The sequence below is a fragment of the Stenotrophomonas sp. C9D9 genome (assembly GCF_056491205.1).
In genome coordinates, this window is the sequence record NZ_JBSZIF010000006.1 from 85,195 (window position 1) to 100,966 (window position 15,772).

Sequence of the window (15,772 nt, forward strand, 5' to 3'; positions counted from 1 at the left end):
ACGACGCCGGCCCTGTGCCGGCGTCGTCGTATCCGGATGCGGCACATACGCGCGCGCTTCACGTCGGTGGTGGGATAACGGCGCATGCTGCCCCCGGAGATCGACGATGTCCGCCACGCCGCCGTCTGCTCCTGCTCCCGTCCGCGCCTTCCGGCATCCCCTGGTCACCGTGCTGTCGCTGCTGCTGATCGTGCTCGGCCTGCTCATCGGCGGGCTCGGCGCGTGGCTGCTCAGCCTGGGCGGCTCGGCGTACTACGCCATTGCCGGGCTCGGCCTGCTGGTCAGTGGCATCCTGTTGTTCGGCAACCGCCGCAGCGGCGCGCTGCTGTACGCGCTGGTGTTCGTCGGCACGCTGCTGTGGACCTGGTGGGAATCGGGCAGCGACTACTGGCGCTGGGTACCGCGGCTTGGGCTGGTGACCGCGCTCGGCATCGTGCTGGCGCTGCTGGCGCCGACCCTCCACCAACCGGTCTCCCGGCGCCTGTCGCGCAGCGTGGCCGGCGTGCTGATGCTGGTGTTCGTGGCTGCCTTCGGATTGGCGTTCGCGCCGCATGGCGAAGTGGACGGGCACCAGCCGTTCCCGGAAGGCGCGGCCAGCGCCGGGCTGGAACCCACGCGCGACACCACCGGCCTGCAGCCCGCTGACCAGCCTGCCGAGGGGGACTGGCCCGCGTGGGGCCGCAGCAATGCCGCCACCCGCTATTCGCCGCTGCAGCAGATCACCCCGGCCAACGTGGCCACGCTGCAGCCGGCCTGGCAGTTCCGCACCGGCGATATGCCGAAGAAGCGCTGGGGTGCGGAAACCACGCCGCTGAAGATCGGCGGCCGCCTGTACCTGTGCACCGCCCGCAACCGCCTGATCGCACTTGATGCGGCCAGCGGCAAGGAAGTGTGGCGGTTCGATCCGAAGGTGAGGGACGCTTCGATTCCGTACACCGCCGCCTGCCGCGGCGTGAGCTACTACGAGCAGCCGGCCACGCCGACCTTCGCCGATGCGGCATTGGCCGATGTCGCTGCTGATCTGGCGTTGCCGGAACCGCCACCCAGTACCACCCGCAGTGCTGCACCGGGCAGTCGTCCGGCATGCTGGGCGCGCATCATCGAAGGCACGCTGGACGGGCGCATCATCGCGGTCGATGCGGACAGCGGCCGTCCGTGCGCGAATTTCGGCAACAACGGCCAGGTCGACATCACCCTGGGCATGGGCGAGGTGCCCCCTGGATACGTGTCGATCACCTCGCCACCGGCCATCGTGCGCGGGGTGATCGTCACCGGCCACCAGGTGCTGGATGGACAGCGCCGCGATGCGCCATCGGGCGTGATCCAGGCCTACGACGCGATCACCGGCAAGCTGCGCTGGGCATGGGACATGGACCAGCCCGAGCGCAGCGGCCTGCCGCCGCATGAGCAGACCTACACGCGCGGCACGCCGAACATGTGGACCACCGCGACCGGTGATGAGGCGCTGGGGCTGGTCTATCTGCCGCTGGGCAATTCCGCGGGCGATTACTGGAGTGGCTCACGCACGGAAAACCAGAACCGCTATGCGACGTCGCTGGTGGCGATCGATGTGGCCACCGGCAAGCCGGCCTGGCATTTCCAGGCCGTGCGCAAGGATGTGTGGGATTACGACCTGGGTTCGCAGGCCAGCCTGATCGACTACCCGACGGCGGCGGGCAAGGTGCCGGCGCTCCTGCTGCCGACCAAGCAGGGTGATCTCTATATCCTCGACCGCCGCAACGGCCAGCTGCTGACCGCCGCCGAAGAGCGCAAGGTGCCGGTCGGTGGTGTCGAACCGGAACAGCGCTCGCCCACGCAGTTGTTCTCGCTGTACCACACGCTGCGCCGCGAGCATGACCTGACCGAGCGCGACATGTGGGGCATCACCCCGATCGATCAGCTGATCTGCCGCATCCAGTTCCGCAAGGCCTATTACGAAGGCTTCTACACGCCGCCGAGCAGTGATCGCCATTCCATCGAATACCCCGGCTACAACGGCGGCTCGGACTGGGGCAGCGTGTCCATCGATACGCGCCGCGGCGTGATCGTGGCCAACTACAACGACATGCCCAACTACAACCGGCTGGTGCCACGTGCCGAGGCCGACCGGCTGGGCTGGCTGCCACGCGAGAAGATCCGGTTCGACAAGGGCGGCGCTGAGGGCGCGGGCGACCCCCAGGTGGGCACACCCTACGCCATCCAGGTGAATGCCGGTTGGCGCCTGCCGTTCACCGGTCTGCTGTGCAAGCAGCCGCCCTATGGTGGCATCCGGGCCATCGATCTGCGCACCGGCAAGCTGCTGTGGGATCGGCCGTTCGGCAGTGCGCGCGGCAATGGGCCGTTCGGCATCCGGTCCGGCCTGCCGATCGAGATCGGCACGCCGAACAATGGCGGTTCGGTGGTGACTGCCAGCGGACTGATCTTCATCGCCGCCGCGACCGATGACCTGCTGCGTGCCATCGACCTGAAGACCGGCAAGGAGCTGTGGCACGCCAAGTTGCCTGCCGGCGGCCAGGCCACGCCGATGGTATACGCGCAGGGCGGGCGCCAGTACGTGGTGATCATGGCTGGCGGCCACCATTTCATGGAAACCCCGAACGGCGATTACGTGATGGCCTTCGCCCTGCCGAAATAGCGGCTGCCGGCCTGAACACGGCATGCGGGGGCTGTGACCGCTGTCGCTGAAGTTGCGCTGGTGAGCGGGCAGCATCCATCATCGGAACAGGACGGGGCCGGTCAAAGCCCCCAGGGAAGGAATCGCATGCTGAACTCTGAACGCCTGCCGGGGCGCGCCACCCGGTTGCTGGCAGGACTGCTTCTGCTTGGCCCGTGCATGGGGGCAAGCGCGCAGGCGTCACCCCAGCCCGCCGTACGCAAGGTGCCCAGTGGTGCCGAACTGATCGCGGGCGATGCGCGCTATCTGAGCCCTGCCCATGCGCCCTGCATGGCGGCCGCGGGCAACGCGCTGGACGCCCGGCGTCGTTGTGCCGACGCTGAGTTCAAGGTGCACGACGATGCGCTCAACGCCGCCTATAGCGCGGCGCGCTCCGCGCTGACGGCCAGTGACCAGCAGGTGCTGCGCGACCTGCAGCGGCAATGGCTGCGCCAGCGCGACAGCCGCTGCCCGGAGGGTGGCACGGCCGTTGCCCAGCTGGATGCACAGCAGTGCCGCACGCACATGACCCTGCTGCGTGCCCGCCAGTTGCAGGGCGGTGGTGCGGCGGCGCTGGTGGCGGAAGCCAAGGCGGCCCCGGCGCCGGCGCAGGCCGCTGTGCACACCGCCGATGCCGCACCCGACGAGCAGGGCAGGATCGTCCTGCGGCCCGGCGAGGGCAGGATCACGCCTGCACTGCAGGTGGTTTTCCAGGTGGCCGATTGCGGCGGCACCGACAACGTGACGACCTGCCGGGTGCGCAGCATGAGCGTGACCCGTGGTGGGCGCAACGTGGCGGTCACGGGCGCGCAGCCGCGCCTGACCCGCGCTGGTGCCGATGCCCAGGGGGCGGCCGCCGTGCTGCTGACCGCTTCGGATTTCAATGGCGATGGCGTGCCGGACCTGCAGGTATGGCAGGACAACAACGGTGTCTACAACGTACCGGTGCATGCGTTCTATCTGTTCGATGCCAAGGGCAACCGCTATGTGCGTGCCAAGGCATTGGAAGCGGCCATCGGTGGGCGCGAGATCGACCATATCGACAATGGGCGGTTCGTGCTGCGTGCGAAGGTCAGCCCGTGCGAGCGTGAGGACAAGGTCATCCAGCTGCGCGGAACCGAGCCACGCACGCTGCTGCAGCGCCGCTATGACACCTGCAGGGGCGAGGCCCCTACCGAATCGGACCTGCTGAAGTAGGCCGTCCCCTGACGAACGGATGCGTTCCGGAACTGGAGAGCTGAAGGATGAGCGAAGGCTATGGAAAAGGTGGGGTGGGCTTCGGCCTGACCCGGGACCAGTCGGTCGAGATGATCGTGCGCACCTGCATCGACAACGGCATTACCGACCATCGGCAGATTGCCTATGTGCTGGCCACGGCGCAGCACGAATCGCGTGATTTCGCCGCGCCCGAGGAAGACTGGGGCAGGAAGCAGGCGGTGGATCTGCGCTACTTCGGCGGCGAGGAGTATTTCGGCCGGGGCTTTGCCCACCTTACCCACGTCAACAACTACGAGCGGCTGGGCGAGGCACTGGGGATGGGCCGCGAGCTGGTCGAGCATCCGGAACGGGCTGCCCAGGCGGAAATCGCCACCAAGGTGCTGGTGGTGGGGATGCGCGATGGCATGTTCGGTGCGCGGCTGTCCGACAACGTCAACGCCAACCATGCCGACTACCGGCAGGCGCGGGCCTCGGTCAATGGCGGTGAGCTGATCAACGGCAGTCCCTATCCGGACGCCATCGCCACGCTGGCCACCGGATGGGAATCCCAGGTCGCCGGCCTGGTCCAGCGTGTGCAGCAGCCAGGCTTCCAGATGCCGGTGCCGACTTTCCAGGCGCCCGCCGGGGCGATGGACCTGCACCGGGGTGACGCCAACCAGCAGGTGTTGGAAGCGCAGCAGTACCTGCAGCGGTTGGACATCCGCAACAACGCCAATGCCGCGATCAAGCCCGACGGTGATTTTGGCGCCTCCACCGAGCAGGCCGTGCGCCGCTTCCAGACCGAGCGGGGAATCAGCCCGGCCAATGGCCGCATCGACGATGCGCTGCTGGAACGCATGCGCAGCGACACGCTGGCGGTCGATCCGGACTTCAAGCGCCGGACGGTGACCGACCTGACCGGCCCGCTGGCCGACGGCAACCTTGGGCCCGGTGAGAAGGGCGAGCCGGTGTTCGAAATGCGCCGGCAGCTGGAGGCGTTGGGGTACCTGACCGAACCGAACCCACGTGTCGAGCGCGATGCGCGCACGTTTGATACCGGCATGCAGGCGGCCATGCGCAACTTCCAGCAGGACTATGGCCTGCCGCTGCGCCCCGGCGGCGTCATCGACGCGGATGCGCGCCGGCAGTTGAATGATGCCGCCGTCGCACGCGAGCATGCGCCGACCACCGAGTTCGACCGTGCGGAGAACTGGCCGCCGCAGCGCCCGCCCTATACGCGGGCGGAGTTCCAGCCGGAGCAGGTGCAGGCGCGGCAGCAGGCGGCGGCGAATCCACCGGTCGCTGGTCCGGCCACGCCGGAGCCCGCACCGCAGCCCAATGGCGTGGAATCGCTGTCGCCCAGGGACGCCGCGCTGTTCGAGCGCATCCGCCAGGGGGCACCTGGCACCATCGGCGACGAGCACGTGATGCAGGCGGTGCTGGAATCCAAGCGCAATGGCATCGACGATGCCGGGCGCGTCGACCGGGTGATGATGGCCGGAGATCGCCTGTGGGTTGCCGGGTTGATTCCAGGTGAGCGCGCCAGCGTGGATACGGCGCAGCCCGCGCGCTCGATGGAGCAGACCGTGAATGATCTGGCCGGTGACAACCGGCAGCGCGAGCACCAGCTCGCCCTCGACAGCCGCCAGCATGAGAGCCGCGGGCCTTCAATGGCCTGAGCCTGCGGCAGCGACGTGCCCGTTGTGGGCCTGTCGCTGCCGCCCAGGGGATTACAGCGTCACCACCACCTTGCCGATCTGCTCGTTCGATTCCAGGTAACGGTGTGCGTCCTGGATCTGCGCGAACGGGAACACCCTGGCGATCTTCGGTGCCAGCGTGCCCTTGTCCAGGCCATCGACGATGAACGCCTTGGCACGTGCCAGTGCGGCATCGTCGGAGACGATTTCCGAGTACAGGTAGCCCTTCAGCGTCAGCGACTTGCCCAGCACGTTGAACAACGGGAACGGGGTGGGTTCGTTGCTCAGCGCGCCGTACTCCAGCAGGATGCCGCCACGCGCCATCGCCTCGGTCAGCGGCACGAACTGCGGGCCACCGATCGGATCGAACACCACGCGGGCACCGGCACCGCCGGTGATGCGCGCCACTTCGGCTGACAGGTCCTGCTCCTCGGTGGCGATGACATGGGCGGCACCAGCATCGAGCAGGGCCTGACGCTTGCCCGGGCCACGCGTTACCGCGATCGGCGTGGCGCCCACCGCGTTGGCGATCTGGATCGCGGCCAGGCCGACACTACTGCTGGCAGCGGTGATGATGACGAAATCCCCGGCGGACAGGCGGGCCTGCTCCAGCAGCGCACCCCAGGCGGTGACGTACTGCATCCACACTGCGGCGGCCGTTTCAAATTCCAGTGCCTGCGGGTGCTTGACCACCAGTCGTGCCGGCACGTTGGCCAGCTCGCCATAGGTGCCCCAGCGCGCGATATCCAGCGGCGGCACCACGCTGACCGCATCGCCCACGGTGAATCCACTCGCCGCACTGCCGATGGCTTCGACCACGCCGGCCGCTTCGTAGCCCAGCCGGCTGGGGAACTGCGCCTCCTGCAGATAGGCGCCGTTGCGGAACATCACCTCGGCGCGGTTCAAGCCGATGGCCTTGACCCGGATCTGGACTTCGTCGGTGGCGGGGGCGGGAACGTCGATGTCGTCGATGCGCAGTACATCGGCATTGCCGTATTCGTGGATGCGGACAACCTGGCTCATGGGGGCTCCTGGACAAGGCCGGCGCAGGGGCCGGCGGAAAGGTGAGGGCTACTGTGCGCGTGGCCTGCATCCAGAATAAGGGGTAATCTGGCGTTTCATTAAAAAACAATTGTTTGCAATGGACCTGATCGCTCCCCTGCGTACGTTCGTCAAAGTGGCCGAGGTCGGCTCCTTCGCCGCTGCTGCCGACGCGCTGGACCTGTCGCCGCAGCTGGTCGGCAAACACGTGCAGTCGCTGGAACACCACCTGGGCGTACGCCTGCTCAACCGTACCACGCGCAAGCAGAGCCTGACCGACTTCGGCCAGGCCTACCTGGCGCGGGCGCGGGTGATCCTGGAAGAAGTGGAGGCGGCCGAGCAGCTGGCTGAAGTGGCGCGTGGGCGGCCGATGGGGCGCCTGCGCATCAGCGCACCGGTCACCTTCGGCGTGCATGCACTGGGACCGGCGGTGGTGGCCTACCTGCAGCAGTACCCGGACGTGCAGGTCGATCTGAACCTGTCCAACAGCCTGGTGGATATCGTTGAGGACGGCTTTGATCTGGTGTTCCGCACCGGCGATCTGGCCGACAGCGGGTTGGTGGCGCGACGGTTGGGGCCGTATCCGCTGGCGCTGTGTGCGTCGCCGGGTTATCTCGCTGCACGTCCGGCCATTACCCATCCGACCGATCTGAGCCGACACGAGTGCCTGGGATTCGCACATTCGATCATCCGCACGCGCTGGAGTTTCCGCGACACCGATGGCAGCGTGCTGACCGTGCCGGTGTCCAGCCGCTTCATGGTCAATCAGGCCGAGCCGCTGCTGACCGCCGCCATCGGAGGGCTGGGGCTGATCCTGCAACCGCACGAAATGCTGGCTGGAGCGATGGCGCGTGGTGAACTGGTGGAGGTGCTGCCGGCGTACGTGCCGGTGTCGACCTGGATCAACCTGGTGTATCCACGCGATCGCCAGCTGACACCCAAGCTGCGCAGCTTCCTCGACTTCTGCGTGGCGTGGTTCAACGAACAGACCATGGCACGGCGATAGCGCGACCATCGGTTAGCATGGTTTCCATCAACCGCGAAGGATCGCATCCTCATGTCGCCTCCATGGCCGGAACGTCTCGCGCGTTTCATGCTGCCAGTACTGCCTGCATTGCTGTTCACCACCGGTTTGCTGGCTGCCGAAAGTCCAGCACAGGCACTGGAGGAGTGGGAGGCGCACGGCCGTGCCGACGGCCTGGCCCGACCTGACATGGTCTGCCAGGACTTCCTGCAGGCAATGGGGCGGAAACCAGCGGGACTGGAATACATCGGCTGCAGCCAGGACGATGCGTCCTACATCAAGCCGATGGAAGCCCACTATCGGGTTGCGGGTGCCGGGGCAGCGAAGGTCGAAGCCTTCCTGCACGCAACGTTCGGCCTGCCAGCGTTGCGTTACGTCTGCTGTGGCTGGAGCAGCGGTGAACCCTATTACTGGCGCGAAGGTCCGGACGCAGTGAGGTACCAGATCGGCATGGGCGTGGAATCCCTGCCGCACGCGCGGAGCGAATGGCATCGCATCGAGGCATTCAATGTAACGGTTGAGGTATTTCGGCAGAGTCCCTAGCGCCGATGCGGCGGACGCAGCCTTGGTCTAGGATGCATCCAGGGATCCCGCAAAGGAACGGCCATGAAGGCGGTTGGACGTTTGTTTCTCTGCAATGCGCTGGCCTGTTCGGTTCTGATGGCTACCCCGGTTTTTCCAGCAGTAGGCGCAACCTCTTCCGAGCGCGCACATCCACGTGCGCAGGACGCCATCGATGACTGGCTGGCGGCCTTCAATGCTGGCAGCCTCGAGGATCTGCAGGCATTCGCCGATACCTACGGGAAGAAGGAGGGCAGCAGCCCAGGGGACTATCTCGAATTCCGCGGGAGTACCGGCCCACTGCGCGTACTGGAAACAATCCAGAGCACGCCCAACCAGGCGAAGCTGCTGGTGATGGGTCAGCTGAACGAACGTGCGATGTGGGTGACGGCCGGCATGGACCCGGACAACCCGTCGCACGTGAAGCAGTTCCAGATCGAGGGCACTGAAACGCCGGGCAAGTACAAGCCGGCACGGGTTGCATTGCCTGTCCTGATGGCCGATGCCACAGCAAAACTGGAGGCGCTGCGGGCGCAGGACGCGCTGTCGGGAGCGCTGCTGGTGGCGCGGAACGGCGAGGTGCTGCTGGACTGGCGCGGTGGCGAGGCGAACCGCGAAGGCGGCATTCCGGTGGATGCGGATACGCGCTTCCGGCTGGCCTCGTCCAACAAGATGTTCACCTCGGTGGGCATCCTGCAGCTGGTACAGACCGGCAAGCTGGGGCTGGACGATACGATCGGCATGCACCTGCCGGACTATCCGAACAAGGCCGTTGCCGGCGCCGTGACCGTTCGCCAGCTGTTGACCCATACCAGCGGCCTGGGCGATTTCTTCGGGGATGATTTCGACCAGTATTCCGCCTCGCTGAAGACGCTGGATGACTACGTGCAGCGCTTCGCCAAGGATCCGCCGCAGTTCACGCCTGGCAGCCAGGACAGCTATTCCAACTATGGCTTCATCGTGCTTGGGCGCATCATCGAGGCCGTTTCCGGGCAGTCGTACTACGCCTATGTGGAGGAGCACATCCTGCGTCCGGCCCGCATGGCCGGCACCGGCTTCGAGCCGGAAACAGTGACGGTGCCACAGCGTGCCGTCGCCTACACGAAGCAGGATGGGCAATGGATGCGCGAAACGAAGTCGCTGCCCTGGCGCGGCATGTCGGCCGGTGGTGGTTACAGCACGGTAGGCGACATGATGAAGTTCGCCGAGGCGCTGCAAAGCGGAAAACTGGTCTCACCTGCATTGCTGCAGCAGGCCACCACAGCGCAGAACCACAAGGGCTGGTACGGCTATGGTTTCGTGGTGCAGGGCGAGGGCAGGGAGCACCAGTACGGCCATGAAGGCGGTGCGCCCGGCTCCAACAGTGCCATCGTGGTGCTGCCCGCGCAGGGCTATGTGATTGTCGGGCTGGCCAATGTCGATCCGGATGCGATCGGCAATGTGGTCAATTACATCGCGCGACGGGTGCCACTTTGATCGTGACGCGTGCCGGTCATTCCGGCACGCGCACCATCTTCGTCATCAGGTGTTCCACCACACCCGCAGGATCGGCGGTGCGGCCGACATGCGTGCTCGACATCTGCACGACCGAGCTGCGCTTGGCGGTGAGGAAATGGAAGCGCGCGCGCGCGGGCAGCTGCGCGATTGGTCCGGCGGTCGCGTCGCCGCGGCAGATGGCCACGATCGCATCCAGCCACGGCTGCAATGCGTCCTGGTCCAGCGCCGGCGCGAACGCGTGCAGGCGTGCCGGATCAATCTCGATGGCCGCTTCCAGATGGCGTGCGCCGGGGCAGGAGACGATCACCCCGACGTTGATGAATTCCTCGCGTTCCACCCGCGGTACCACGCGGATGACCGCGTAGTCATACGTGTGCAGCGTGGGCACGGATGGCCTCCTGCACGAACACCGCACGCACTTTCAGGCGGTGCTTGAGATAGTCGATGTAGCCCTGGCGATAGGCCTGCGGGCTGTCGAATGCCGGCTCGTTGACCAGCCAGCTGTCCGGCACCAGGCCGACGATGCGCTCGATCTCAGCATCGGTTAGGCGGGCGGCCAGCTCGGCATCCACCTCGGCGATGCGGCTGGCGAACGACAGCAGCACGTGGTCGCGGATCAGCACGAAGGGCTTCTCGCAGGCATCGCCGGCGTTGGCCCAGTCGTGATGGAAGTACATCGCCGCGCCGTGATCGATCAGGTACAGCTTTCGATGCCACACCATCAGGTTGGGATTGCGCGTGGTGCGATCGACGTTGCTGGTGAACGCATCGAACCAGACGATGCGCGAGGCCAGGTCGGCATCCACCGGCATCGCTGCCGGGTCGTAGTTGATCGCGCCGGGCAGGTAGTCCAGGCCCAGGTTCAGGCCCTCGCTGGCGCGGATCAGCTCCTGGATCTCCGGGTCGGGCTCGGTGCGGGCGAACTCGCGGTCCAGCTCGACGAACAGGATTTCCGGAATCGGCAGGCCCAGCGTGCGCGCCATCTCGCCGGCGATCAGCTCGGCGATCAGCGCCTTCGGGCCCTGGCCGGCGCCACGGAACTTCAGCACGGCCATGCCGTCGTCGTCGGTCTCGACCACGGCCGGCAGGGAGCCACCTTCCCGCAAGGGGGTGATGTAGCGGAGGGCATGTACGGTGCGCATGGACGCATTCTAGCGTGGCATCCGGGGCAGGCGTGCCGCACTAGGGTGGGGCGGCAGCTTAATGAACGGGTACCGCGCGAACCACCTTTTACAGGTCGCCTGCAATCTTCACTTGTTCCTTCCGCGCAGAGTGGCAGCATTCGTTTCAACGGAGCAGTACACCCGCGTGTGACCTTCAACGGGAGGCCCTCATGCCGCTACAGTGCAGCTGTCACGCTTCACCGTGTATGCAACGCAACGCGTGGTGTTGACCTTGACCTGACACGGTCACGCCATCGGCGCAGATGGCGATCCCCGCAGTCCCAGATAGCTTTCACGCATCGCGCCCCGGCGTTGCCCGGTTGGTCCTGCGATCCAGGTACTTGCGCCCCAAGAGAGACCCCTGCGTTGCCGTCAACGCTGGCAACGTGGGGCCGCCGAATCCACGCTATCCCCACAGGCTTTGGAGGTGCTCCGATGAACGACGAATTCAATCCCATGCTGCCCCCACTGGATGATGCGAAGGCCGAGGAAATGATCGGCAAGGTCGTGCTGGTGGGTGTCACCCGCTATGGTGGCGACGGCCAGGTGCAGGGTCTGGAGCAGTACGCGGGCACCGTGCTGCGCATCAGTGCCGACGAAGGCGTGGTGCTGGCCGACGAAGACGATGGTCACGAGCGCTACCTGCCGCCCATGCTCGACCAGTACCAGCGGGCCGAGCCAGGCGAATACCGCATGCGCAACAGCGGCATGATCGTGGTCGACCCCGATTACCTGACGGCCTGGGACCTGCACGCCCAGCAGTGATGACAGACCACGCCTGGCAGATGCCGGCCCATCGCCGGCCTCTCCGGGCGTGTCCCACTTTGCCCCATCCGGCCACTAGCCCTTCCGGCCCATTCACCCCAACCCCTGCGGTGCTAGATTCGGGTCCATGCCCGATTCCGGGTACCCATTCACACCCAGGGGATAAGGATGCTGATCCGTCGAACCTCTCTGGCGGCGGCTGTTGCCGTTGCCACCGTCGGCCTGCTGGCCGCTGGCCCGGCCTTCGCTGATTACGCGAAGCCGCCGGAACACCTGCTCAAGGTGCTGAAGGCACCGCCGCCGCCGGCACCGAACGTGGCCCCGGGTGGGCAGCGCCTGCTGCTGACCACCGCGCAGACCTACCCGTCGATCAGCCGCGTGGCCCAGCCTTACCTGAAGCTGGCCGGCGTGCGCCTGGAGCCGAAGAACCGCAGCCGCCATGACACGCCCGGCGGCTACGGCATTCCGGCCTGCGTGGCCGATTTCACTCTGGTTGATATCGGCAGTGGCAAGGAAACCAAGGTGAACCTGCCGCAGGGCTGCGCCACCGGCGCGCTGTGGTCGGCCGATGGCAGCCACTTTGCCTTCCAGAACGCGGTCGATACCAGCGTGCAGCTGTGGGTGGGCGATGCCGCCACCGGCCAGGTGAAGCAGGTGCCGAACGTGCAGCTGAACCCGATCTTCGGCAACACCGTGCAGTGGCTGGGTGGCAGCCAGAACCTGCTGGTGAAGCTGGTGCCGGCCAACCAGGGCCCGGCGCCGTCCAATGGTGGTGTGCCGAACGGTCCGGACGCGCAGGAGTCGCTGGGCAGCAGCGGCGAAAGCAGCACCTACGAGGCCCGCGACACGCTGACCAGCGTGCATGACGAAAAGCTGTTCGCTTACTACGGTGCCTCGCAGCTGGCCGTGGTCGATACCGCCGCGGGCAGCGTGCGCCCGGTCGGGCAGCCGGCGCTGTTCAACGAGGTCAGCGCCGCGCCCGATGGCGTGCATGTGCTGACCGAATCGATCAAGGCACCGTACTCGCATGCGGTGACCTACCAGCGCTTCGCCAATGATGTGGCAGTGCTGGATATCAGCAACGGCCGCAGCACGCCGATCGCCAGTCTGCCGCTGGCCGACCGCGTGCCGGTGCACGGCGTGCCGGAAGGCCCGCGCGGTTTCGACTGGCGTGCCACCGATCCGGCTACCCTGGTCTACGCCGAAGCGCTGGACAAGGGTGACTGGAAGGTCAACGTGCCGCATCGCGATCGCGTGCTGATGCTGAAGGCCCCGTTCAACGGCAAGCCGACCGAAATCACCCGCACCGCGCAGCGCTTTGAAGGCTTCGCGTGGACCGCCGATCCGGCCGTGGCCTTCCAGTACGAGAACGACGAGAACCGTCACTGGATGCAGACCCGCATCGTCGACGTGGACCAGCCGAAGAAGGAAGGTCGCCTGCTGTGGGACATGTCCAGCGATGAGCTGTACGGCAATCCCGGCAACCTCGTGTTCACCCGCCTGCCGAATGGCGCGCAGGTCGTGCGCCGTGAGGGCAACCACGTGTTCCTCAGCGGCCGTGGCGCCTCGCCGCAGGGCGATCGTCCGTTCCTCGACCGCCTGGACCTGGGCACGCTGAAGAGCGAGCGCCTGTTCCGTAGCAGTGCCGACGCCTACGAACAGTTCCTCGGCTTCAGCAACACGCCGGGCCGCTACCTGACCTGGCACCAGTCGGTGATCGATCCGCCGAACGCCTTCATCCGCCAGCAGGGTGAGGCAGTGGCCGATGCGAAGGCCGGCGAGGCGCAGTTCGCCTCCACCACGACCGCGCTGACCAAACTGGTCGACCCGACCCCGGAAGTGCGCCAGATCAAGAAGCAGCTGGTGACCTACAAGCGTGCCGACGGCGTGGACCTGTCGTTCACCCTGTACACGCCGCCGGGCTACAAGGAAGGCCAGCGCGTGCCGGCGATCCTGTATGCCTACCCGGCCGACTTCGCCAACGCCGCGCAGGCGGGGCAGGTGTCCGGTTCGCAGCAGACCTTCACCCGCCTGCAGCCCTACCGCCTGATGCTGCTGGCCGGCTACGCGATCATCGACAATGCCTCGTTCCCGATCGTGGGTGACCCGAAGAACGCTTACGACACCTACCTGGAGCAGTTGGAAGCCGACGCCAAGGCGGCGGTGGACAAGGCCGTGGACATGGGCGTGGTCGACCGCAACCGCATCGGCGTGACCGGTCACAGCCACGGCGGCCTGATGACCGCCAACCTGATCGCGCACACCAACCTGTTCAAGGCCGGTGTGGCGACCAGCGGTTCGTACAACAAGACCTTTACCCCGTTCGGCTTCCAGAACGAGCGTCGCTCGGTATGGCAGGCGCAGGACGTGTACCTGAAGGCCTCGCCGTTCTTCTATGCCGACAAGATCAAGCTGCCGCTGCTGCTGGTCCACGGTGAGGATGACGCCAACCCGGGTACCGAACCGTTCCAGTCGCGCAAGCTGTACCAGGCCATTCGTGGCAACGGCGGCACCACCCGCCTGGTGATGCTTCCGAACGAACCGCACTGGTACACCGCGCTGGAATCGAACGAGCAGCTGGTGTCGGAGATGCTGAACTGGTTCGACACCTACGTGAAAAACGCCAAGTAAGGCAACGGGAAGGCCGCCTTCGGGCGGCCTTCCTGCCTCCTGTAGAGCCGAGCCCATGCTGTTCGCATGTAAACAGAGGCAAGCGCTCTGCAATCAACTGTGGAGACTCGGTAACGACGTGTTACCGGCACATTCCCGCGTCATGCAAATGGGCTAGGCTGAGGCCGTGTGCTCGTTCCAGGTCGGTGCAATGAAAGCCATCCTCCTTGCTGCAATGCTGTCGTTGGCCTTGGTCTCGACTGCATATTCCCAGCCGTTGCCCACCGAACTGGCGCAGCTGGGCATTGTTGCCGGCATGCCCTATGCCAAGGCCAAGCGCCTGATGGATGCAGCAGGGTGGCAGGCGAGTCCGGCACAGGGCGCCCCCGAGTCACTTGAGGGCTTTCCGGAAGTCGGATGCCAGAAGGGCGGAAAGCAGTGCGCAACGACCTTCGAGAAGGGCGGGCAGCAGATCGCGGTGCGGCTGGGCACTACCCTGGCAGGGCAGCCGTTCGTGCAGGGCGCTGACTGAGCATCCGCCCTCACGCCAGCGGTAGGCGGTCCTGCGCGTGCGACAGGCGATCGTGCAGTTCGCGCACATGCTCCGCCTTGGCATGCACCCGGGAAGTGTCGCCGAAGCTGCGCAGATAGGCACAGGCCGCGAAGCCGGCACTCTTCTTTTCATACTCGGCAATCCAGGCCAGTCGATCCGGATTGTTGGCCTGTTCGGCTGACCACGCGGCCACCGGCGGCCGGATGCGGTACTTCAGGCCAACGCGCCACGGCTTCGGTGTCAGTCGCGCACGGAAGCAATGCTGCAGCCGGCACATGCGCGCGTACAGGGTGTCGGTGCCCAGTGCCTTGAAGAATGCCTGCAGCTGCTCGTCCTCAGGTGAGAACGTGGCATGCATCGCCAGCACGCGCAGCCCCGCCGGTGTGCGGTAGGCCCGCAGGTGCCAATCGGGATGCTGTTCGCTGAAGGCGTCCACGCGCTTCAGCGCAAGCCCTTCAGCACCACCGGCAGCGGCCAGGCGCTGCTTCCGCCGCATCAGCAGTGCCGCGTTGGCCAGCAGCACTGCCGCCACGCCCAGTACCAGGCCCACCAGCCAATGCCAGAGCACGGTGCCGATGATGGCGCCGGCAAGCAGCACGGCCGCAGCGACGATGGCCGGTATCACGCATCCGGCCGGCGGCTGCGCATGGTCGATGTCGGCAAACAGCACGTCGGGGCTGTTGAGGCACAGCGCGCCATAGCTGTTGCGGGTGATGATGACATCGCCGTCGCGCTGCACGATCTGCTCGCGGATCGGTACGCCCTCCACACCGTAGTTGCTGCGCACTTCGCGACGCGGCAGCACCTGCCCGGCGATGATGGCGTTGAGGGCTTCATGGGCACGTGCGTCGGCGTGGGCCTGGGCTTGGGCAGGTCCCTCGTCGGACCAGCCGAAGCGGCGCACGACCACCGGCCGGCCACGGAAACGGGCCTGCAGGCGGGCTTCGGCCCAGTACGCGGGAACGATCATCATCGTGCGGTGCTCCATCATCCATGGCAGGTGCCAGAGTG

The 15,772-nt window shown here is 66.4% G+C and carries 13 protein-coding genes; 9 read left to right on the plus strand and 4 right to left on the minus strand.

All coding sequences use genetic code 11. The features are described from left to right. Positions 1-106 precede the first annotated feature (106 nt). The 3 genes from ACXI0D_RS15810 (at position 107) to ACXI0D_RS15820 (ending at position 5,529) form a co-directional block, all read left to right on the plus strand. Positions 107-2,635 (plus strand): membrane-bound PQQ-dependent dehydrogenase, glucose/quinate/shikimate family, encoded by a 2,529-nt coding sequence (locus tag ACXI0D_RS15810; RefSeq protein WP_479642782.1) that lies wholly within the window; start codon positions 107-109, stop codon positions 2,633-2,635. A 126-nt stretch (positions 2,636-2,761) separates the two neighbouring features. Beyond that, positions 2,762-3,850: a lysozyme inhibitor LprI family protein gene (locus tag ACXI0D_RS15815; RefSeq protein ID WP_479642783.1), complete on the plus strand. Its 1,089-nt coding sequence runs from the start codon at positions 2,762-2,764 to the stop codon at positions 3,848-3,850. A 47-nt stretch (positions 3,851-3,897) separates the two neighbouring features. Continuing rightward, a complete protein-coding gene (locus ACXI0D_RS15820) occupies positions 3,898-5,529 on the plus strand; it encodes a peptidoglycan-binding protein (RefSeq protein WP_432592526.1) in 1,632 nt (543 codons plus the stop codon). 51 nt (positions 5,530-5,580) lie between these two features. Here ACXI0D_RS15820 and ACXI0D_RS15825 read toward each other — a convergent pair whose 3' ends face one another. Further along, on the minus strand, positions 5,581-6,570 hold the full coding sequence (locus tag ACXI0D_RS15825) for a zinc-dependent alcohol dehydrogenase family protein (protein WP_119006486.1): 990 nt from the start codon (positions 6,568-6,570) through the stop codon (positions 5,581-5,583). A 118-nt stretch (positions 6,571-6,688) separates the two neighbouring features. On the opposite strand from ACXI0D_RS15825, the gene ACXI0D_RS15830 reads away from it, so the two are divergent. The 3 genes from ACXI0D_RS15830 to ACXI0D_RS15840 all read left to right on the plus strand — a co-directional run bounded on the left by ACXI0D_RS15830 (position 6,689) and on the right by ACXI0D_RS15840 (position 9,649). Beyond that, positions 6,689-7,594 carry a LysR substrate-binding domain-containing protein gene (locus tag ACXI0D_RS15830; RefSeq protein ID WP_049443215.1) on the plus strand — a complete coding sequence of 302 codons (906 nt, stop codon included), beginning with the start codon at positions 6,689-6,691 and terminating at the stop codon, positions 7,592-7,594. Positions 7,595-7,702: 108 nt separating this feature from the next. Continuing rightward, the gene (locus ACXI0D_RS15835; RefSeq protein WP_479642784.1) at positions 7,703-8,155 is read left to right on the plus strand and encodes a DUF4952 domain-containing protein; all 453 of its coding nucleotides are present in this window, start codon (positions 7,703-7,705) and stop codon (positions 8,153-8,155) included. A 63-nt stretch (positions 8,156-8,218) separates the two neighbouring features. Then, positions 8,219-9,649, plus strand: coding sequence for a serine hydrolase domain-containing protein (locus tag ACXI0D_RS15840; RefSeq protein WP_101765751.1), 1,431 nt, complete (start codon positions 8,219-8,221; stop codon positions 9,647-9,649). 16 nt (positions 9,650-9,665) lie between these two features. Here the strand turns inward: ACXI0D_RS15840 and ACXI0D_RS15845 are convergent, their stop codons facing one another. Next, complete coding sequence (locus ACXI0D_RS15845; protein WP_049443217.1) at positions 9,666-10,058, minus strand: DUF3037 domain-containing protein; 393 nt, start codon at positions 10,056-10,058, stop codon at positions 9,666-9,668. Then, positions 10,036-10,812, minus strand: a complete 777-nt coding sequence (locus ACXI0D_RS15850; RefSeq protein WP_021202746.1) for a HipA family kinase — start codon at positions 10,810-10,812, stop codon at positions 10,036-10,038. The genes ACXI0D_RS15845 and ACXI0D_RS15850 overlap by 23 nt, the downstream gene beginning before the upstream one ends. Before the next feature lie 456 nt (positions 10,813-11,268). Here ACXI0D_RS15850 and ACXI0D_RS15855 point away from each other — a divergent pair, with 456 nt between their 5' ends. From ACXI0D_RS15855 to ACXI0D_RS15865, 3 genes are all read left to right on the plus strand, one after another. Continuing rightward, positions 11,269-11,598: a hypothetical protein gene (locus tag ACXI0D_RS15855; RefSeq protein ID WP_049443219.1), complete on the plus strand. Its 330-nt coding sequence runs from the start codon at positions 11,269-11,271 to the stop codon at positions 11,596-11,598. Between the two features lie 168 nt (positions 11,599-11,766). After that, complete coding sequence (locus ACXI0D_RS15860) at positions 11,767-14,229, plus strand: S9 family peptidase (RefSeq protein WP_101765750.1); 2,463 nt, start codon at positions 11,767-11,769, stop codon at positions 14,227-14,229. A gap of 190 nt (positions 14,230-14,419) precedes the next feature. Continuing rightward, positions 14,420-14,740, plus strand: coding sequence for a hypothetical protein (locus ACXI0D_RS15865; protein WP_101765749.1), 321 nt, complete (start codon positions 14,420-14,422; stop codon positions 14,738-14,740). Between the two features lie 10 nt (positions 14,741-14,750). Here the strand turns inward: ACXI0D_RS15865 and ACXI0D_RS15870 are convergent, their stop codons facing one another. Then, positions 14,751-15,734, minus strand: coding sequence for a hypothetical protein (locus ACXI0D_RS15870; protein ID WP_101765748.1), 984 nt, complete (start codon positions 15,732-15,734; stop codon positions 14,751-14,753). Between the last annotated feature and the right edge of the window lie 38 nt (positions 15,735-15,772).

Coding starts and splice junctions, on each gene's coding strand:
- ACXI0D_RS15810 (WP_479642782.1), top strand. CDS start 107: ATGTCCGCCACGCCGCCGTCTGCTCCTGCTCCCGTCCGCGCCTTCCGG.
- ACXI0D_RS15815 (WP_479642783.1), top strand. CDS start 2,762: ATGCTGAACTCTGAACGCCTGCCGGGGCGCGCCACCCGGTTGCTGGCA.
- ACXI0D_RS15820 (WP_432592526.1), top strand. CDS start 3,898: ATGAGCGAAGGCTATGGAAAAGGTGGGGTGGGCTTCGGCCTGACCCGG.
- ACXI0D_RS15825 (WP_119006486.1), bottom strand. CDS start 6,570: ATGAGCCAGGTTGTCCGCATCCACGAATACGGCAATGCCGATGTACTG.
- ACXI0D_RS15830 (WP_049443215.1), top strand. CDS start 6,689: ATGGACCTGATCGCTCCCCTGCGTACGTTCGTCAAAGTGGCCGAGGTC.
- ACXI0D_RS15840 (WP_101765751.1), top strand. CDS start 8,219: ATGAAGGCGGTTGGACGTTTGTTTCTCTGCAATGCGCTGGCCTGTTCG.
- ACXI0D_RS15850 (WP_021202746.1), bottom strand. CDS start 10,812: ATGCGCACCGTACATGCCCTCCGCTACATCACCCCCTTGCGGGAAGGT.
- ACXI0D_RS15855 (WP_049443219.1), top strand. CDS start 11,269: ATGAACGACGAATTCAATCCCATGCTGCCCCCACTGGATGATGCGAAG.
- ACXI0D_RS15860 (WP_101765750.1), top strand. CDS start 11,767: ATGCTGATCCGTCGAACCTCTCTGGCGGCGGCTGTTGCCGTTGCCACC.
- ACXI0D_RS15865 (WP_101765749.1), top strand. CDS start 14,420: ATGAAAGCCATCCTCCTTGCTGCAATGCTGTCGTTGGCCTTGGTCTCG.
- ACXI0D_RS15870 (WP_101765748.1), bottom strand. CDS start 15,734: ATGATGATCGTTCCCGCGTACTGGGCCGAAGCCCGCCTGCAGGCCCGT.